Annotated in this window: 18 protein-coding genes and 1 pseudogene; 8 read left to right on the forward strand and 11 right to left on the reverse strand. The window is 62.7% G+C overall.

Annotated elements, in window-relative coordinates; translation table 11 throughout:
• Positions 1-9 precede the first annotated feature (9 nt).
• From IN820_RS18920 to rsxA, 6 genes are read right to left on the reverse strand one after another with little or no spacing between them, the layout of a single operon-like run.
• Positions 10-729, reverse strand: a complete 720-nt coding sequence (locus IN820_RS18920) for an electron transport complex subunit E (RefSeq protein ID WP_193682433.1) — start codon at positions 727-729, stop codon at positions 10-12.
• The gene (gene rsxG, locus IN820_RS18925) at positions 726-1,412 is read right to left on the reverse strand and encodes an electron transport complex subunit RsxG (RefSeq protein WP_193682434.1); all 687 of its coding nucleotides are present in this window, start codon (positions 1,410-1,412) and stop codon (positions 726-728) included. The genes IN820_RS18920 and rsxG overlap by 4 nt, the downstream gene beginning before the upstream one ends.
• Positions 1,409-2,509 carry an RnfABCDGE type electron transport complex subunit D gene (locus tag IN820_RS18930; RefSeq protein ID WP_193682435.1) on the reverse strand — a complete coding sequence of 367 codons (1,101 nt, stop codon included), beginning with the start codon at positions 2,507-2,509 and terminating at the stop codon, positions 1,409-1,411. Before IN820_RS18930 ends, rsxG begins: the two co-directional genes overlap by 4 nt.
• Entirely contained in the window at positions 2,506-3,969 is a 1,464-nt protein-coding gene (gene rsxC / locus IN820_RS18935; protein WP_193682436.1) for an electron transport complex subunit RsxC, read from the reverse strand. The genes IN820_RS18930 and rsxC overlap by 4 nt, the downstream gene beginning before the upstream one ends.
• Before the next feature lie 42 nt (positions 3,970-4,011).
• Positions 4,012-4,536: an RnfABCDGE type electron transport complex subunit B gene (locus tag IN820_RS18940; RefSeq protein ID WP_193682437.1), complete on the reverse strand. Its 525-nt coding sequence runs from the start codon at positions 4,534-4,536 to the stop codon at positions 4,012-4,014.
• A 34-nt stretch (positions 4,537-4,570) separates the two neighbouring features.
• Positions 4,571-5,143 carry an electron transport complex subunit RsxA gene (gene rsxA, locus IN820_RS18945; RefSeq protein WP_193682438.1) on the reverse strand — a complete coding sequence of 191 codons (573 nt, stop codon included), beginning with the start codon at positions 5,141-5,143 and terminating at the stop codon, positions 4,571-4,573.
• Positions 5,144-5,849: 706 nt separating this feature from the next.
• On the opposite strand from rsxA, the gene nifL reads away from it, so the two are divergent.
• The 3 genes from nifL to IN820_RS18960 all read left to right on the forward strand — a co-directional run bounded on the left by nifL (position 5,850) and on the right by IN820_RS18960 (position 9,792).
• Complete coding sequence (gene nifL / locus IN820_RS18950; protein WP_193682439.1) at positions 5,850-7,400, forward strand: nitrogen fixation negative regulator NifL; 1,551 nt, start codon at positions 5,850-5,852, stop codon at positions 7,398-7,400.
• A 14-nt stretch (positions 7,401-7,414) separates the two neighbouring features.
• Complete coding sequence (gene nifA / locus IN820_RS18955) at positions 7,415-8,980, forward strand: nif-specific transcriptional activator NifA (protein ID WP_193682440.1); 1,566 nt, start codon at positions 7,415-7,417, stop codon at positions 8,978-8,980.
• 101 nt (positions 8,981-9,081) lie between these two features.
• Positions 9,082-9,792 (forward strand): thiopurine S-methyltransferase, encoded by a 711-nt coding sequence (locus IN820_RS18960; protein WP_193682441.1) that lies wholly within the window; start codon positions 9,082-9,084, stop codon positions 9,790-9,792.
• 115 nt (positions 9,793-9,907) lie between these two features.
• Here IN820_RS18960 and IN820_RS18965 read toward each other — a convergent pair whose 3' ends face one another.
• Together IN820_RS18965 and IN820_RS18970 are read right to left on the reverse strand one after the other, a co-directional pair.
• The gene (locus tag IN820_RS18965; protein ID WP_193682442.1) at positions 9,908-10,294 is read right to left on the reverse strand and encodes a VOC family protein; all 387 of its coding nucleotides are present in this window, start codon (positions 10,292-10,294) and stop codon (positions 9,908-9,910) included.
• Positions 10,295-10,357: 63 nt separating this feature from the next.
• Entirely contained in the window at positions 10,358-11,569 is a 1,212-nt protein-coding gene (locus IN820_RS18970) for an MFS transporter (protein ID WP_193682443.1), read from the reverse strand.
• A gap of 202 nt (positions 11,570-11,771) precedes the next feature.
• On the opposite strand from IN820_RS18970, the pseudogene IN820_RS18975 reads away from it, so the two are divergent.
• Positions 11,772-12,535: pseudogene (locus IN820_RS18975) on the forward strand (AraC family transcriptional regulator).
• 88 nt (positions 12,536-12,623) lie between these two features.
• On the opposite strand, the gene IN820_RS18980 reads toward IN820_RS18975, so the two are convergent.
• Positions 12,624-13,019 (reverse strand): RidA family protein, encoded by a 396-nt coding sequence (locus IN820_RS18980; protein ID WP_193682444.1) that lies wholly within the window; start codon positions 13,017-13,019, stop codon positions 12,624-12,626.
• Between the two features lie 144 nt (positions 13,020-13,163).
• Here IN820_RS18980 and IN820_RS18985 point away from each other — a divergent pair, with 144 nt between their 5' ends.
• From IN820_RS18985 to IN820_RS19000, 4 genes are all read left to right on the forward strand, one after another.
• The gene (locus IN820_RS18985) at positions 13,164-14,090 is read left to right on the forward strand and encodes a LysR family transcriptional regulator (protein ID WP_193682445.1); all 927 of its coding nucleotides are present in this window, start codon (positions 13,164-13,166) and stop codon (positions 14,088-14,090) included.
• 323 nt (positions 14,091-14,413) lie between these two features.
• Positions 14,414-15,220 (forward strand): DUF5131 family protein, encoded by an 807-nt coding sequence (locus tag IN820_RS18990; protein WP_193682446.1) that lies wholly within the window; start codon positions 14,414-14,416, stop codon positions 15,218-15,220.
• A gap of 13 nt (positions 15,221-15,233) precedes the next feature.
• Positions 15,234-16,475, forward strand: coding sequence for a three-Cys-motif partner protein TcmP (locus IN820_RS18995; RefSeq protein ID WP_193682447.1), 1,242 nt, complete (start codon positions 15,234-15,236; stop codon positions 16,473-16,475).
• A 114-nt stretch (positions 16,476-16,589) separates the two neighbouring features.
• On the forward strand, positions 16,590-17,732 hold the full coding sequence (locus tag IN820_RS19000) for a hypothetical protein (protein WP_193682448.1): 1,143 nt from the start codon (positions 16,590-16,592) through the stop codon (positions 17,730-17,732).
• 79 nt (positions 17,733-17,811) lie between these two features.
• On the opposite strand, the gene IN820_RS19005 is transcribed toward IN820_RS19000, so the two are convergent.
• Both IN820_RS19005 and IN820_RS19010 read right to left on the reverse strand, forming a co-directional pair.
• Positions 17,812-18,423 (reverse strand): tyrosine-type recombinase/integrase, encoded by a 612-nt coding sequence (locus IN820_RS19005; RefSeq protein WP_193682449.1) that lies wholly within the window; start codon positions 18,421-18,423, stop codon positions 17,812-17,814.
• 111 nt (positions 18,424-18,534) lie between these two features.
• On the reverse strand, positions 18,535-19,034 hold a 500-nt coding region (locus IN820_RS19010), incomplete at its 5' end, for a hypothetical protein (protein WP_193682450.1).

The raw sequence follows: 19,034 nt of genomic DNA on the forward strand, positions 1-19,034 counted from the left end.
CGGCCGGGCTCACTGCAACACCACCAGTTCGCCATGGGTCCTGATCCGTCGTTCGGCGCGGCGGCGATCGACCACCCGTTTGAACGCCAGCACGAAGCCAAGGACGATGAACGCCCCGGGTGGCAGGATCGCCAGCAGAATGCCCTGGAAGCCGGGCAGCACGGTGATCTCCAGCCAGTGGAAGTGCTCGCCGAGCAGCAGCGAGGCCTGGGCGAACAGCGTGCCGCTGCCGAGGATCTCGCGTATCCCGCCGATCACGATCAGCACCCAGGTGAAGCCGATGCCCATGCCCGCGCCGTCGAGGACCGAGGGGATCACCGGGTTGCGGCTACTGAAGGACTCGGCGCGGCCGAGCACCGCGCAGTTGGTCACGATCAGCGCGATGAACAGCCCCAGCACCTTGTACATCTCGTGCATCCAGGCGTTCATCGCCATGTCGATGAGGGTCACTACGCCGGCGATGATGCCGATCATCAGCGGGTTGCGCACCGCCGGCGAAATGCTGTGGCGCAGCGCGGAGATGATCGCGTTGGTGATCATCAGCACCAGGGTGGTGGCCAGGCCCATGCCCAGGCCGTTGGTGGCGGTGGTGGTCACCGCCAGCGCCGGGCACAGCGCGAGCATCTGCACCAGGGCCACGTTGTAGTCCCACAGCGCCGAGCTGAAGTAGTTGAACAGCCCCTTGGGCCTGGGCGCTGTGACATCCGGTGATCCGCAATGGCTGCTCATGGCTGGGTCTCCTCGGTGGGCTGGGCAGTGGACTGGCGGGCCTGGAACTCGAGCGCCCGGACCACGCCCTTGACGATGGCCCGCGGGGTAATGGTGGCGCCGGCGAACTGGTCGAACTGGCCGCCGTCCTTCTTCACTGCCCACTGCTCCAGCGGCGTGTTGGCCAGCGACAGACCGTCGAAGCTCTTGATCCAGTCGCTGCGGGCGACCTCGATCTTGTCCGCCAGGCCGGGGGTTTCCTTGTGGCTGAGCACTCGCACGCCAAGGATGCGGCCTTCGACATCGAGGGCGATGAGCTGGGTGATCGGGCCGCCGTAACCGATGGTGCTGATCTGGAAGGCGGTCGCCGTCAACTGCCCTTCGCGCCGCGCCGGATACACCTCGAGCGTGCCGAGCTCGGCGTCCTCGAGCCGGTAGGCATCGGCCAGCGGATTATTGTCGTAGAGCCCCTGCGGCAGGACCTGGCGCAGCACGGCCAGGCGGTCCTGCAACTCGGCATCGGCGATCCGCTGCCGGGTCAGCTGGTTGCCGAGCAGCAGCGCCAGGGCCACCAGGGCGCAGACCAGCCCCAGCGACAGCGCCTGGTAGGCGACCCGTTCACGCCACGCCTCGAGCAGGCCGGGCCGGGTGATCGGGGGTTCGTCGCCAGCCTCTGCGGGTGGCATCCGGGTCAGCTCGTTCATACCTTGTCGACCTCCTTCACCTGGCTGGTCCATTTCGCCGCCATCAGGGGCTTGCCGCGACCGTTGCGGCCATAGGCACGCGGCCGACAGAGGCGGTCGATCAGCGGCACCAGGGCGTTCATGAACAGCACCGCGAACGCCACCGCCTCGGGAAAACTGCCCCAACTGCGAATGACGAAGATCAGCCCGCCACAGGCGGCGCCGAAGATCAGCCGTCCGCTGCGGCTGATCGGCGAGGTCACCGGATCGGTGGCGATGAACAGGGCCCCGAGCAGCAGTCCGCCGGAGGTCAGGTGGAACAGGCCGCCGCCATGCACCTGCGGATTGATCTGGTGCGCCAGCGCCGCCAGCAGCGCCACCACCAGCAGCATGCTCAGCGGTATTTCCCAGTGGATGATGCGCAGCGCCAGCAGCCAGAGTCCGCCCAGCAGGATCAGCAGCTCCGAAGTCTCGCCGAGGCTGCCGCCGCTGTAGCCGAGAAAGGCCGGCAGCAAGGAGAAATGCCCGTCGAGGATCTGCACGGCGTCGTGCCCCAGCGTCAGCTCAGTCTGCAGATGGCCCAGCGCCGTGGCGCCGCTCAGGCCATCGACCAGCGCCCCGCCGGCGAAGGTGATGCGCAGGCCTTCGAGCCAGTCGGGCGCGCCCGGCGTGCCCAGCGGCAGCGGCAGGGCCCAGGTGGTCATCTGCAGCGGAAAGGCGATCAGCAGCGCTACCCGCGCCAGCATCGCCGGGTTGAAGACGTTCTGTCCCACGCCGCCATACAGCTGCTTGCCGATGCCGATGGCGAAGATGCTGCCGCCCACGGCGATCCACCAGGGCGCCCAGGGCGGCAAGGTCAGGGCCAGCAGCCAGCCGGTGAGCAGCGCGCTGCCGTCCAGCAGGCGGCGCAGCGGTCGGTCGAGCAGGCGCAGGCAAATGGCCTCGCAGACCACCGCACTGGCGCAGGTCAGCAGCCACAGGTTGATCGCCGGCCAGCCGAACAGGTACAGCCCCCAGGCCGTCGTCGGCAGCAGGGCCAGGCAGACGTGCAGCATGATGCGGTCGACCGAGGAGCGGTCGTGGGCGAACGGCCCCGCCGCGATGCCTGGCGTGCTCATGGCGACACCTCGCTGGCGGCCGCAGCCGGCGTCTTGCGTTTCTTCGCCGCCTTGGCAGCCGCCTTGGCCGCTTCCTCTTCGGCCAGGCGTGCCGCGCGCGCCTCGCTGAGGCGCTTGACGTAATCGTTCTTGCGCGCGGCGCTGCGGCGTTCGTCCTGCTGGCCGACGGCGTACTGGAAGTACTGCACCAACGGAATGTGCGAGGGACAGACATAAGCGCAGCAGCCGCAGAGGATACAGTCGCGCAGACCGTATTCGCTGGCGCCGTCGAAATCGTCGACCCGGGTACGCGCGGCCATCTCCAGCGGCGCCAGGCCCATCGGGCAGGCATCGACGCAGCGCGCGCAGCGGATGCACGGCGCGCTGTCGTTGCGCGGTACTTCGTGGCGATCGAGCGCCAGCAGTCCGGTGGCGCCCTTGATCACCGGCACCGCCGTCGACGGCAGCAGCATGCCCATCATCGGCCCGCCGAGCAGCAGTTGCTGCGGCTCGCGCAGCAACCCGCCGCAGGTATCGAACAGCGCCTGCACCGGGGTGCCGATCAGGGTCTCGACGTTGCGCGGGTTGCTCACGCAGCCGCCGGCCACCGTCACCACCCGCGAGATCAGCGGCCGGCCGTGGCGCAGCGCCTGCTGGATCGCATACACCGTGCCGGCGTTGTGCACCAGCACGCCGACGTCGGTACTGCGCCCGCCGGCCGGCACCTCGCGACCGGTGACCTGGCGAATCAGCTGCTTGGCCGACCCCATCGGGTAGAGCGCCGGCACCGCCACCACCTCGATGGCGCCATAGGGTTCGCTCGCCGCGCGCATGGCCGCCAGCGCCGCCGGCTTGTTGTCCTCGATGGCGATGACGATGCTGTAGGCGCGCAGGATGTGCTGGATCAGCCGCGCGCCGTCGACCACCGCCTCGGCGCGCTCGCGCATCAGCCGGTCGTCGCAGCTCAGGTACGGCTCGCACTCGCTGCCGTTGACCAGCACGGTCTTGATCTCGTGTCTCGTGCCCTGCTTGAGCTTCACCGCCGCCGGGAAGATCGCGCCGCCGAGCCCCACCACGCCGGCCTCGGCAACACGCTGGGCAAGCCGCAGCGGGTCCTCGGCGAAGGGGTCGGCCGGCACGTCCAGGTCGATCCAGCGCTCCTCGCCATCGCATTCGAGGACGATACCGTTGACCTTGAGCCCGGACGGATGCGGCGCATCGATCGGCGCGATCGAGACGATGCGCCCGGAACTCGGTGCATGGATCGGCGCCGAGAGCTCGGTCGGCGAGCCAGCCAGCAGCTGGCCCTTGAGCACCCGTTCGCCCTCCTTCACCAGCGGCAGCGCCTCGGCGCCGGCATGCTGGCGCAAGGGCAGATACAGCCGCGACGGCAACGGCTGCGCGGCGATGCCCAGGGCGGCCGAGCGGTCCTTGTGGGCGGCGGGATGGATGCCGCCGCGAAACTGCGCGAGGTTGAACATTATCGACTCCCGGGGTCTGTCGCCCCTACTCGTCAGGCGTAATCAGGCGGCCCGGGGCTTGGCCCAGCGCCATTGGTCCAGCGTCGGCTCCTGGGGCGCGAGGGCGATACAGTCTTCCGGGCAGGCCTCCAGGCATTTGCTGCAGCCGGTGCAGGCGTTGCTCAAGACACAATGGATCTGGCCGTTGGCGCCGACGATGGCGTCGGTCGGGCAGGCGCGAAAACAGCGCGTGCAACCGGTGCACTCGGCCGCGTCGATGCGTGCCAGCATCGGTGCGGCGAGCGCTCCAGCGTCCAGCGGCACGCCGAGCAGCTCGGCCAGGCGCTCGGCCAGCGCGGCGCCGCCAGGTGGACAACAGGTAACCGCCGCGCTGCCCTCGACCAGGGCGCTGGCCGCCGCAGTGCAACCCGGATAACCACACTGCCCGCACTGGCTGCCAGGCATCAGCGTCTCGATTTCCTTGATCAGCGGGTTCTCCTCCGAGACCGCCAGATAGCGCGCGGCCAACCCGAGGCCGCCGCCCAGCAGCAGGCCCATCAGCAACAGAACCAGGATCGCGCTCAGCATTGCTCCTCCTCGCCAGCCTCGCCGGCAGCAGCGTTCAGATCAGGCCGGCGAAGCCCATGAAGGCCATCGCCAGCAACCCGGCGGTGACGAAAGCGATCGGCGCGCCGGCGAAGGACGCCGGCACGCTGGCCATGGCCAGCCGTTCGCGCAAGCCGGCGAAGATCACCATGACCAGGGTGAAGCCCAGCGCTGAGCCCAGGCCGAACAACCCCGCTTCGACCAGCCCGTGGCCTTCGCGCACGCTGATCAGCGGCACGCCCAGCACGGCGCAGTTGGTGGTGATCAACGGCAGGTAGATGCCCAGGGAACGGTGCAACGGCGGGCTGACCTTGCGGATGACCATCTCGATCAGTTGCACCAGGCCGGCGATCACCAGGATGTAGGACAGGATGCGCAGGAAGCCGATGCCCAGCGGCAACAGCACGTAGTGTTCGAGCAACCAGCTGCTGATGCCGCCGAGGGTCATCACCAGGGTCGTCGCCAGGCCCATGCCCAGCGAGGGGTCCAGCTTGCCGGACACCCCCATGAACGGACACAGGCCGAGGAAGTAGACCAGCACCACGTTGTTGACCAGCACGGTGCCGATCAGAAACAGCGCATATTCCATAACCCCTCCCAGCGAATTGGCGGGCGCCTGCACCGTTGTCGGGCAACGCGACGTTGCGAGGGGTTTTGCATCAAGCATGCCACGCACCGGCAGGCCGCTCGCAGCGTCCCGAGGGCCGGGATTTCGTTGATGCAGGTCAACGAAAGCTGCGATAGCGCCGCGCGCCAAGCCACTGTCGCGAAGGCCTTTGTGGGGTTTGCGACAGGCCACGGCGCTCAGGCACGCCGCCCTGTGGGATTTGCAACAGCCCAACAGGCCATGGGCCGACAGAAACCCACCGGCGCAGCGCATTCTGGGCCTCACAGCGCCGCCGGCGGGCGCCGTGGCCAGCGGCACGGCCTTTGCAAAACCCTAAGGGGTCTGTTGCCGTTTCATTCGCGGCCGCGCCGGAGCCTGTTTTTGCGCGAGGCAAGGCACGAGGAGCGAAGTTTGGTCATTCCAAATAAGCGACGAGTAACGCCGCATCGTGCAAAAACAGGCCCGGCCCAAAGGGTTGCGCGGCAAATGGCGCCATGCGGCGTTGCGGGACTTGGCAAGGGAATGACCATTGCCGGCGTCCCGCGCCTGCGGAACGCCGCCCGGCCTGGCGCCCTTTGACGCGCCAACGCGGCTCGCGATGAAACGGCAACAGACCCCTAACCGTATGGCTTTGCCGCGGATACCGGCGCACAGACGCCGGCTTCGCCGCATCGATGAGGAAATGCACATGACCCAGGTCACCCCTGAGCTCGACGCGGGGCAACCCACCGCGTCCGACGGATTGGCGCCCGAGGTGTTCCAGCAGGCCGTGGAACACGCGCCGATCGCCATCTCCATCACCGATCTGAAGGCCAACATCCTCTATGCCAACCGCGCCTTCAGCAGCATCACCGGCTACGACAGCAGCGAGGTGATCGGCAAGAACGAATCGGTCCTGTCCAACGGCACCACCCCGCGGCTGGTCTACCAGGCGCTCTGGAGCCGCCTGGCGCAGAAGAAGGCCTGGTCCGGCATGCTCATCAACCGGCGCAAGGACGACAGCTGCTATCTCGCCGAACTGACCGTGGCGCCGGTGCTCGACGAGCACGAGCAGACCATCTACTACCTGGGCATGCATCGCGACAGCAGTGACCAGCACAAGCTCGAACAACGGGTCAGCAACCAGCGCCTGATCATCGAGGCCGTGGTCGACAGCGCGCCGGCGGCCATCGTGGTGCTCGATCACGCCCTGCGCATCCGCCTGTCCAACCCCAGCTTCAACCGCCTGGCCGCCGAACTCGGCGACCAGGCCACGCCCGCCCAACTGGTGAGCCTGCTGCAGGACAACCTCGGCGGTGCCCTCGAGGCGCTGAAGGCGCGCGGCCAGGCGTTCACCGGCAAGGAAGTCGCCTTCGACCTCGGCGGCCGCACGCCGCGCTGGCTGTCCTGCCACGGCCGCGCCATCCTCATCGAAGGCGAGCGCGCCGACGACTTCTTCGACCCGGGCGAGGAAAACTACCTGCTGCTCACGGTCAACGACATCACCGGATTGCGCCAGCAGCAGCAGGCCTCCCAGCTCAACGCCCTGAAGGTGCTGATGGCCGAGGAAGAACTGCTCGACGGCATGCGCGAAACCTTCAACGGCGCCATCCACCGCCTGCAGGGCCCGGTCAACCTGATCAGCGCGGCGCTGCGCATGCTCGAACGGCGTCTGGGCGACAGCGCCGAGGGCGACCCGGTGCTCAGCGCCATGCGCGAAGCCAGCCAGGCCGGCATGGACGCGCTGGAAAGCCTCAGCGGCTCGATCCCGCAGCGCCAGATCGGCAGTTGCGTGCCGGTCAACGTCAACCAGCTGATCCGCGAAGTCGTCAGCCTGATGACCGACCAGTTGCTCGCCCAGGGCATCGTCGTCGACTGGCAACCGGCGCTGCGCCTGCCCTGGGTGATGGGTGCCGAAGGCCGGCTGCGCAGCATGATCAAGCAACTGCTGGAAAACGCCATCGAGGCCATGAGCCAGAACCAGGACAACCCGCGCACGCTGTCGATCGTCACCCGCGTCCAGGGCCAGCGGGTGGTGCGCCTGGAGATCGCCGACAGCGGACCGGGCATCGCGCCGGAGCTGGCACTCAAGGTATTCGAGCCCTTCTTCAGCACCAAGCCGCCGCACAAGGCCGGGCGCGGCATGGGCCTGGCCATGGTCCAGGAAACCGTCACCGAGCACGCCGGCACGGTGCATATCGATACCGGCTACGAGCAGGGCTGCAAGATCGTCGTCGAACTGCCCTTCTCGGCCAACTGACAGGGGGAGCTCGCATGAACGCCACATTCGCCGAACGCCCCATCACGCCGACCCGCAGCGAACTGCTGGACGCTCAACTACAGGCCTTGGCGCAGATCGCGCGCATCCTCAACCGCGGCCGCCCTATCGAGGAACTGCTGGCCGAAATCCTCGCCGTGCTGCACGAAGACCTCGGCCTGCTGCACGGGCTGGTCTCCATCTGCAACCCGAAGGACGGCAGCCTGCAGGTGGGCGCCGTGCACAGCGACTCCGAAGCCGTGGTGCGGGCCTGCGAAAGCGCCCGCTACCGCATCGGCGAAGGCGTGTTCGGCAACATCCTCAAGCATGGCAACAGCGTGGTGCTCGGCCGCATCGATGCCGAGCCGCGCTTTCTCGACCGGCTGGCGCTGTACGACATGGACCTGCCCTTCATCGCCGTGCCGATCAAGGCCATCGACGGCACCACCATCGGCGTGCTGGCGGCGCAACCCGACCGCCGCGCCGACGAACTGATGCCCGAACGCACCCGCCTGATGGAAATCGTCGCCCGCCTGCTGGCGCAGACCGTGCGCCTGGTGGTGAACATCGAAGACGGCCAGGAGGTGGTCGACGAGCGCGACGAACTGCGCCGCGAAGTCCGCGCCAAGTATGGCTTCGAGAACATGGTGGTGGGCCACACCGCCTCCATGCGCCGGGTGTTCGACCAGGTACGGCGGGTCGCCAAGTGGAACAGCACCGTGCTCATCCTCGGCGAATCCGGCACCGGCAAGGAACTGATCGCCAGCGCCATCCACTACAATTCGCCGCGCGCGCACCAGCCGCTGGTGCGCCTGAACTGCGCCGCGCTGCCGGAGACCCTGCTCGAATCCGAACTGTTCGGCCACGAGAAAGGCGCCTTCACCGGTGCCGTGAAGCAGCGCAAGGGCCGCTTCGAACAGGCCGACGGCGGTACCCTGTTCCTCGACGAAATCGGCGAGATCTCGCCGATGTTCCAGGCCAAGCTGCTGCGCGTGCTGCAGGAAGGCGAGCTGGAGCGCGTCGGCGGCACCCAGACGGTGAAGGTCAACGTGCGCATCGTCGCCGCCACCAACCGCGATCTGGAGCACGAGGTGGAGCAAGGCAAGTTCCGCGAAGACCTTTACTACCGCCTCAACGTCATGGCCATCCGCGTCCCGCCGCTGCGCGAGCGCAGTGCCGACATTCCGGAGCTGGCCGAATTCCTCCTCGACAAGATCGCCCGCCAGCAGGGCCGCACGCTCAAGCTGACCGACAGCGCGCTGCGCCTGCTGATGAGCCACCGTTGGCCGGGTAACGTACGCGAACTGGAAAACTGCCTGGAACGTTCGGCCATCATGAGCGAGGACGGCACCATCAGCCGCGACGTGGTCTCCCTGACCGGCCTCGACCACGACGCCACGCCGCTGGCGCCGGTCCCCGAAGTCAACCTCGCCGACGACAGCCTCGACGACCGCGAACGCGTCATCGCCGCGCTGGAACAGGCCGGCTGGGTCCAGGCCAAGGCCGCCCGCCTGCTCGGCATGACGCCCCGGCAGATCGCCTACCGGGTGCAGACGCTGAACATTCACATGCGCAAGATCTGAACGCCCCGCCCGGCCCCCGGGTCGGGCGGGCGCAGCGTTTCCCATGCATGGCGCTTCCCGCGAAGCTTTGTGCCCATTACGCACCACTCGCAGGGCAGGCCATGACCGACCACGACAATCAGCGCTGGCTGCAACTCTGGCGCGAGCGCCACACCGATTTCCACCAGCGCGGCGTCAACCTGCTGCTCAGCCGCTTCTGGCCCGATTTCGCCCCGGCCAAGGACAGCCGCGTGTTCGTCCCGCTGTGCGGCAAGAGCCTGGACATGCTCTGGTTGGCCGAGCAGGGCCACGACGTGATCGGCGTGGAACTGAGCCCCCTGGCGATCGAGGCCTTCTTCAGGGAAAACCATCTACGCCCCAGCAAGCGGCGGCAGGGCCGCTTCACCCTGTGGCGACATGGCCGCATCGGCATCCTCTGCGGCGACTACTTCGCCCTGCGCGAAGCCGACCTGGGGCCAGTCGACAGTGTCTACGACCGGGCCGCCCTCACCGCCCTGCCGCCCATCCTGCGCAGCCGTTACGTGGCGCAGTTGCGGCGAATCGTGTCGGATACCGCCAGGGTCTTCCTGCTGACCCTGGAAGATGCGGAGGAAGGCGCCAGCCTGCAGCAGGCCCTGGGCGTGGACGAGGAACTGGCGGCGCTGTACACGGCCGGCTTCGAGATCGCCCTGACGCATGTGGAAAGCCTGTTCGAGGCGGACCCGCAAAACGGCGCGCAGCGCCGGGTGGAACACAAGGTATACCAGCTCAGCGGGAAACGATCGGCGCCTGCGGAAGCCGCCACTCCCGTGGCGGGGACCGAAGACGACTGACATCGGTCGCGATCCGCCGGTGCTGGTATCGACTGTCACCCGTCAAGGACCGAAACGGCACCGCCAGAACGATCTCGCCGGGAGGCCAACAGCCGTTCGCAGGTGCCGTCTGGGTTCAATCCTGCTGGACGATCTGGATGAGATTGCCGCAGGTGTCGTCGAACACGGCGAGGGTGACCGCGCCCATGGCCGTCGGCGGCTGGGTAAAACGGACACCGGCCGCACAAAGCCGGGCGTATTCCTCCTGTACGTCATCGACGGCGAAGAAGGTGAAGGGTATTCCATCCTGCTTGATCGCCGCTTTGAACGGCTTGGCCGCGGGATGGGCATCGGGCTCCAGCAGCAGCTCGACCCCATTGGGATCGCCGGGCGAAACAAGCGTCAGCCAACGATGCTCGCCCATGGGGATGTCGTGCTTGAGCTCGAAACCGAGCACGTCCCGGTAGAAGGCCAGGGCCTTCGCCTGGTCGTCGACGAGCACACTGGTTACCGCGATCTTCATGGTCTTCTTCCTCCATGCGGGCTCGAACCCCCGTAACCATAGCGTCTTCCCTGACGCAGCGCCTCAGGAGCGTCTGCTGCAAGGCAGCAGGATCGTCAGGATGCCGAGCAGCGGCAGATAGGAACACAGCCGGTAGACGTACTCGATGCCATGGATATCCGCCAGGTGCCCGAGCAGCGCGGCGCCGATACCGCCGAAGCCGAACATCAGGCCGAAGAAGACCCCGGCGATCATGCCGACGTTGCCCGGCACCAGTTCCTGGGCGAAGACCACGATGGCGGAGAATGCAGAAGCCAGAATGAAACCGATCACCATGCTCAGCACGCCGGTCCAGAACAGATCGACGTACGGCAGCGCCAGGGTGAAGGGGGCTACGCCGAGGATGGAAAACCAGATCACCTTCTTGCGACCGATCCTGTCGCCGACGGGGCCACCGAAGAAGGTGCCCACCGCGACGGCGCCGAGGAACAGGAAAAGATAGAGCTGGGAACTGGCGATGGACAGACCGAACTTCTCGATCAGATAGAAGGTGAAATAGCTGGTGAAGCTGGCCATGTAGAAATACTTGGAGAACACCAGCAGCGCCAATACCACCAGTGCGAGCCGCACCCGCCCCCGGGAAAGGCCATGGGTCGCCTGGCCGCCCTGCTTGAGCTTGAACAGATTCAGGTGGTTGCGGTACCAGCGGCTCAGCCCGTAGAGCACCAGGATCGCGAACACCGCGAACAGGCCGAACCAGGCGACGCTGCCCTGGCCGTAGGGAATGACGATGGCCGCCGCCAACAGCGGGCCGAAGGCGCTGCCGGCGTTGCCGCCGACCTGGAAGGTGGACTGTGCGAGGCCATAGCGACCGCCCGAGGCCAGACGCGCGACGCGCGAGGTTTCCGGGTGGAAGGTCGAGGAGCCGATCCCTACCAGGGCCGAGGCCATGAGGATGGAGGCGAAGGAGCCGACGAAGGCCAGCATCAGAATGCCGACCAGGGTGCAGACCATGCCGGCGGGCAGCAGCCAGGGCTTGGGATGGCGGTCGGTGTGGTAACCGACCCAGGGCTGCAGCAGCGATGCAGTGAGCTGGAACGTCAGCGTGATCAGGCCCACCTGGGTGAAGGTCAGGCCGTAGTTGGCCTTGAGCACGGGATAGATCGACGGCAGCACCGCCTGGATCAGGTCATTGATCAGGTGCGCCAGGGCGCAGGCGCCGATCACACGCATGACCAGGGGGCTGGCCTGGCTGGCGACCGAGGCGGTCGCCGAAGGGGTGGTAACGCTGGACATCGCAAGTCATCCGGACAGGAAAAGGAGGGGCGCAAGGCCGTCCAGCAAGAAGCAGAACGTTGCTGGAACGACCAGGGCGCGGGGAAAAGCCGATGGTTCGATACCATTTCTGTTCTGGCCCCGAGCGCTGCCGCTATCCTAGATACTCATGAAATTGCCTGTCTCGCTCGATATAGGCGAGCACCCTCGCGAAAAGGGAATCATGCCCAGGCCGTTGGAAAAATTTCTGGCTGAAATGGACGAAGTGCCCTGGGCGGTCGTGAGCAGCGCGACCGATTACCCGGAAGGCTGGTACATCGCCCCTCACGCCCACGCCAAACATCAGCTGATCTATGCCATCGAAGGCGTGATGGTTGTCTACACCGCAGCGAGCCAGTGGACCGTGCCGCCCAGCCGGGGCATCTGGATGCCCAGCGGGCAGGTCCACTCGATTCGCTGCGTGGGCCCGGTGAAGCTTCGTGCGCACGGACGAATTTCCGCAACTGCCAAGCGAGACCCGCGCCGTGAGCATTTCCGCGCTGCTGAGCGAGCTGATCAAGAGCTCGGTCGCCATCAGGGCGCCCTATGACCCGGATTCGCGCGAGGCCAGGATCATGCGCCTGATCCTGGACGAACTCACCCTCCTGCCGACCTTGCCCCTTGCAGCTGCCGCAGCCGGTCGATCAACGGATCGGCACGATCTGCGCGGCCCTGCAGGATGATCCGGGCGATGGCTCGACGCTGGCGGACTGGAGCGAGCGGCTGAATCTCGATGAGAAGACCATCCGGCGGCTGTTTCGCAAGGAAACGGGCATGACGTTCGGTCGTTGGCGGCAGCAAGCACGGCTGCTGCTGGCACTGGAGCGCATTGCCGTGGGGGAAAGGATCATCGACGTCGCGGGCGCGCTGGGTTACGACAGCCCGAGCGCGTTCGCCACCATGTTCAAAAAACAGTTCGGGAAAACGCCGAGCCATTTCTTCAGGTGATGCCTGGACAAGGGCTGTCGTAGCGTTCATGGTCCCGCTCCCACCGTAGGGTGGGCTTCAGCCCACCAATACCGCCGCATCGCCGTGTTCACCCCGGCACCCTCGCAATCGCCTTGATCTCGAACTGGAAGCCGTAGAGCCAGGTTACGCCGACGGCGGTCACCGTCGGGTACGGCGCCTCGCCCCAATACTCGGACACCACCACCTTCCAGGCCCGCTCGAAGATCGCCTCGGGGTCGACCATGAAGACGGTCACGTCGACCACATCGTCGAAGGTGCAACCCGCCTCTTTCAGGATTGCGTTCAGGTTCTCGAACGCGCGCCGGACCTGCGCCTCCAGCTCCGGCTCGGGCGAGCCGTCCTCGCGGCTGCCGACCTGCCCGGAAACGAACAGGAAACCATCGGAACGGATCGCCGGCGAATAGCGATTGCGCTCGTAGAGTGCCTGGCGCCCGGCAGGGAAAACAACGTCACGCTTGGCCATGAGAGTCACCTCCATCGGTGGGCCGTGCCGGCCCGTAATTGACGATGGAGGAACTGTAGGGGCGCCCACCGCCTGGATAAACTCGCGAGTCCAGCCAACACTGTTCGCGAAATCCAAACAATCACGGCGAAGACAGGAGCAGCGATGGACCGTTTCGACGCGATGCAGGCATTCGCCCGCGTGGTGGAAACCGGCAGCTTCACCAAAGCGGCCGAGACCCTGCACATGAGCAAGACCAGCATCACCCAGCTGGTACAGCAGTTGGAGGCACGGCTGCGCGTCCGGCTGCTCAACCGCACCACGCGCAAGGTCAACGTCACCGCCGACGGCGCCGCCTACTACGAACGCGTGGTGCGCCTGCTGGCCGACATGGACGATGCCGAGACCAGCCTGTCCAGCGCCTCGGCCGCGCCCAGGGGCCGGCTGCGGGTCGACGTGCCCAGCCCGTTCGCGCGCATGATCCTGGTGCCGACGCTACCGGCCTTCCATGCGCGCTACCCCGATATCCAGCTCGACATGGGCGTGAGCGATCGCCCGGTCGACCTGATCGACGAGAACGTCGACTGCGTGGTGCGCGGCGGGGAAATCACCGACCAGTCGCTGGTGGCCCGCCGCGTCGGCGACCTGCGCCTCGGCGTCTACGCAGCGCCGAGTTACCTGGAACGCGCCGGCACGCCCGCACACCCGCGCGCGCTGGAAGACACCCACCACCGCATCGTCGGCTTCCTCTGGGCGCGCTCCGGCAAGGTCTTTCCGTACACCATGCACGGCAACGGTGAACGCGTCGAGGTGCTCGGCCGCTACGTGCTCTCCGTCGACGACGGCAACGCCTACCTCGCCGCCGGCCTGGCCGGCCTCGGCATCCTCTGGCTACCGGACTACATGTCCCGGGAGCATCTGGCACGTGGCGAACTGGTGCCGCTGTTCGAACACTGGCAACTCGACCCGATGCCCATGTACGTGGCCTACCCCCCGAACCGGCATGTCAGCGCCAAGCTGCGGGTGTTCATCGACTGGATCGCCGAGCTGATGGCGAAGCATGCGTCGGTTATTGACCGGCGCGGATTGTGACGAAGCGCTGAGCGTGCGGCGAAGCGGGTTGGCGTTGCGGTCGTTCTGGCTGTCGGTTCACCTGCCGAATAACGGCCCTGAGCGGCAGCAAACGGCCAGGAGCTGACGGTGGCTGCCGCTATATATCAGCCACCTTTCTTTGCTCAGACTTACTATACTGGCTATCCATACAGGCATATCACTTCGTAATGACTTGATCACTTTCAGGCACAAGCGCCTGCTCTTTCGGCCAGGCATTCTCTAAGATAGCAACCAAATTTCTCTCGCTCGGGTCTCAGGCGTACCAATCAGGAACGCCAACGAATGGGGGGCAGGACTAGGACATGGCAGAGACACAGATCGAGTGGACTGACTCCACCTGGAACCCGGTGGCTGGCTGCTCAATCATCAGCGCAGGCTGCAAGAACTGCTACGCCATGGAAATGGCCAGGCGTTTGGAATCCATGGGTATGACCAAGTACATCGGTCTGACCCGCAAGAAGAACAAGCGTGTGGTTTGGAATGGCAAGGTCATCGAGGATAGGGAGTCACTCGAAATCCCTTATCGCTGGAAAAAGCCTCGTAAGGTGTTTGTTAACTCCATGAGCGACCTGTTCCACGAGCAGGTCAGCGATGGCTTCATCCAGGACGTATGGAGAGTGATGCGAGAGACCCCGCAGCATAACTATCAGATCCTGACGAAGCGCCCTGAGCGAATGAAGCACATCCTCCAGGACATCATCCGCGAGGTTCTTCCTAACGTATGGCTCGGCACATCGATTGAGAACGGCGAGACCGTCTCTCGTGTTGAGCACATCAAGGAGACCCCGGCTCAGATTCGGTTTATCTCGTTTGAGCCTTTAATTGGCCCTGTGGGGCCGATTGATCTAACAGGGATAGACTGGGCCATCGTTGGTGGTGAAAGCGGTAATAAGGCCCGCCAGATCAAGGAGGGCTGGATCGATGAGATCTATGCTCAATGCCTTGAGAGCAATACGGCATTCTTCTTCAAACAGTGGGGAACCTGGGGCAAGGACAACATTCGTCGATCCAAGAAAGCGAATGGACGTGAGTACCGAGGCAAGACTTGGGATGAAATGCCCGTCAACATCGTAGGCCTTACTTCCCAGGATAGAAAAATAACGGCTTGATAGGGACATTGAGATGGTAGGAAAGAAGTACGAGTGGGAAGACGGTGCTGAACTGGCTGACCATTCGAGAATGAAGCACCAGATCCTCCGTGAGTATTTCTACGAGTACGTCATCACCCGCTGCCAGATACCTAAAATGGAGCGTTTCCGCCTAGCTATTGTGGATGGCTTTGCAGGCGGAGGACGGTACAAATGTGGAGCACCTGGCTCCCCTCTGATCTTCATTCAAGAACTTCATCGAGCAATTAATTCCATCAATGTGAATCGGGTGGTGCAGAACCTCGCCCCTATCCGCATTGAATGCACCATGGTGCTCAACGACTATGAGCCAGCTGCACTAGACTCCCTCAAAACGCATATATCCCCAGTCCTCGTGGAGTACGTTGACTCAAGCGAGTATCTATCAGTCCAAATCGAATATCTGAACGATGAGTTCGAGAAAATCTACCCGCTAATTAAGGAGTACCTGCAGCGAGGTAGATTCCGCAATATTCTGTTCAACCTGGATCAGTGCGGACACAGCCACGTTACGACCGAAACACTGCGTGACATCATGAGTTCGGACACATCGACCGAGATCTTCTACACCTTCATGATTACTGCGCTGCTGACTTACCTGCAGAAAAATAATCCGCAGATCCTCGAGCGACAATTGTCGCATCTATCGATAAGCAAACTCGATCTCGACCTACTATCCGAAAAAATGAGCAATCGCCAATGGCTTGGAACAGCAGAAAACATCGTCTTCTCTGCCTTCCAGAAATGCGCACAGTTCGTCAGCCCCTTCTCCATCAACAACCCTCAGGGATGGCGCTATTGGCTTATACACCTTGCCAGCTCTTACCGGGCACGTCAGGTATACAACAACGTTCTGCACAAGAACAGCAAGTCCCAGGCTCACTTCGGTCGCTCGGGGCTGAATATGCTGGCTCACGACCCCCAGGAAGAAGGCACCCTTTACCTATTTGATATGAATGCGCGGGATGAGACTAAAGGTCAGCTTCATGACGACATACCCAAGTTGATTTCCGAGTTTGGTGATGCACTGAACATGGCCGAGTTCTATGGCCGCATTTACAACCACACCCCAGCACATAGCGACGACATTCACGTGACAATGATCGAGAATCCCGACCTCGAGATCATTACTCCGTCAGGTGGAACACGGCGTAAAGCGAGCCAGATCGACATCAAAGATACAATCAAGCTCAAACCCCAGACCAGTTTTTTCCCGATGTTCCAGCGCAAGACCTAGCGGATTCTGATAGATCCAGAATAGGGGTACTACCCTAGTTACAACGTAGCAGCGCAATAGAAAATATCAGCCCCAATGCGTAGCCTTCGCAGGTATCACTAGATAGGACACCTCGTGATTAAGCCACTAGGACGATCAATCTCAAGCAGCATTCAAAATCTCCGACCACCGGATAGTGAAACAGTATTCGAAGATTTCTGCCTTGATCTTTTCAAAATAATACTAAAGAAGGAAAAGATAGCTATATATAACAAAGTAAGCCCAGGATACATTACTTTCAAGGGAGCGTCTGGGGATAAGCAATATGGCATCGACATAAAATGCAAGACAAGCTTGGCGGTGGCGCAGTGCAAACTTGTTAAAGACCTATATCCTAGCGATCTAGATGAAGAAATTGTAAAACTAAAGAAATACGGAGCAGCGGTATCACACTATTTCTTTCTGATATCAAACGAGAGAGTCAAATCCTCACTCCAGGATTGGGTTGATGAGAGAAATAAAGAAACAGAAGAGATACAGAGAAAAGAAAGACGTTTCCCGGTCACCCCTGATATATGCTTGCCCTGGATCTATATCCTGGGATGGACTGAAATTAAAAGTCACTTACTGGAGAGCCCTTTGCTTTGTATGAAGCGGGGGGCGTTGGATGGGTTCGCGGCAAGATATCCATATCTGCAAGGGCTAGACATTGAACGTCTGGATTGGGCAATTAAAAAACTCAACTCAGCCATTAACGCGGCACCTTGTTCGGTGACTATTTCTGGCTGCAGAAGTCTGACTGATCAGTTAGATGTCGAGGCACTTAGGCAGCTCGGATTGAATCCGAGAGTCAATATTAGCATATTGAAAGGCCTCAATTATTTTGTTGAGCTTTTTGATGCCAGCCATAGTGTTGCTCAAACATATGACGAAACAATTCGTAAGCTTTGGTCTGAAGACCCCATAACTTACAGTGAGGGAATACGTCAGCTAAACCTCATTTCATATCACTCCGCGCGAATTTACGCATTGCCATATCTCCGGCAGGCATATTGTGCTGCTAAATATCTGTTGAGAAACCTCAATCAAAACGATTTTTTCTATGATGAGCTCGAGACATATGATGACGAGCAGGGCTACTGCGAGACATATACCAATTTCCGAATCTATAACTTCGTGAACCCTAATGAGGATAATCCTCCTTGGTACTTACCCCCTGCAGCAATCCAAAAGGAAGCATTGAGGCTTGTAAAGGAATTGGAGTACTTTCGAAACTAAGCATTGAGATACTGGGCGATCCCAACGTCAGCTTCTGGCCGGTTAGCGACGGCCCGAATCGGACCGTCGCCATGCACAGTCAAACCTCCGTCTGCTCTGCCATCTCCAAGGCGTCATCTACCAGATACCGAACGGTGCTCTCAAGCTTTGTATGGCCGAGCAGCAACTGAACTGCTCTCAGGTTCTTCGTCCGGCGATAGATCAGGGATGCCTTGGTACGCCTCATGGTGTGAGTGCCGTACAAGGCGGGATCAAGACCAATTGCTCTCACCCAGGCTTTGACGATCCGTGCGTATTGCCGAGTGGGGAGGTGGCCTGAGCTATGTAACCGACTCGGGAAAAGGCAGTCCTCGCTCCGGAGCTGTGCCTGACGTATCCAAGCTTCGAGAGCAACACGTGTTTGCTCCGTGATTTCAAACTGAACTGGCCGCTGGGTTTTCTGCTGCATCACGATGGCCCGCGATGACACTCGCTCGCCATGAGCAACATCACGCACACGGAGCTTGGTTAAGTCGCAGGCTCGAAGCTTGCTGTCGATGGCGAGATCGAAGAGAGCCAGATCCCGGGCTCGCTCCGCGATTTGAAGCCTTACCCGGATCGCCCAGATATCTCGTAGACGAAGCGGGGCTTTCTGCCCAACCAGTTTTTCTTTGTTCCAAGGTTGGCGGCTACAGCTAGCAATGGTTTCCATGGTTTTATCCTCCACATGAGGGAGGACAAGCATCGTCAGTCATGACAAAGGGCGCTAACCGGCCAGAAGCAGACGCCAGTGATGTCGTACGCTTGCGGCTGGGATCGGGTTCTACCTCTTCGAGAGAGCTTGCCGTACGAAGTCACCGAAGCTACCCGACACCCAGGTGCGGATATCCACCGCCTGGGCTCCAGCTTTAAAGTCCTTGGGATTGGCAGTAATCAGCAGGCCTGCAGACCATTCGCCGTAATCGATGTCGGTCTGGTGCTTGAGCAGGCCGCTTCCCGTCATCTTCACACCGCTGGCGCCGCCAATTCGGTGTTCATTCGCGACGGCATAAGCCCGTCCCTCGACACTGGTTAGGAAAGCCCCGCCCTGGACGCTACCATCAGGCCGCAATTCACCGAAACCGTCCCCGCTTGGGGTAGGGTCATCAAAATCTTTGAGTTGAAACCAAACTGCGGGGTTAGTTTCTAGGGAAATCCTGAAGAAGACTTCCCGTTTCTGGTGAAATACGCCGATCCCGTTGCCTGAGTTTCCCGATGAAGCAGATGACCTTTGCAGACGCCGAGTACGCCGGCAAGCGCAAGCAGACCCGTAAGGAGTTGTTC

This window comes from Pseudomonas lopnurensis, assembly GCF_015070855.1.
In the GTDB taxonomy this organism is placed as follows: Bacteria; Pseudomonadota; Gammaproteobacteria; order Pseudomonadales; family Pseudomonadaceae; genus Stutzerimonas; species Stutzerimonas lopnurensis.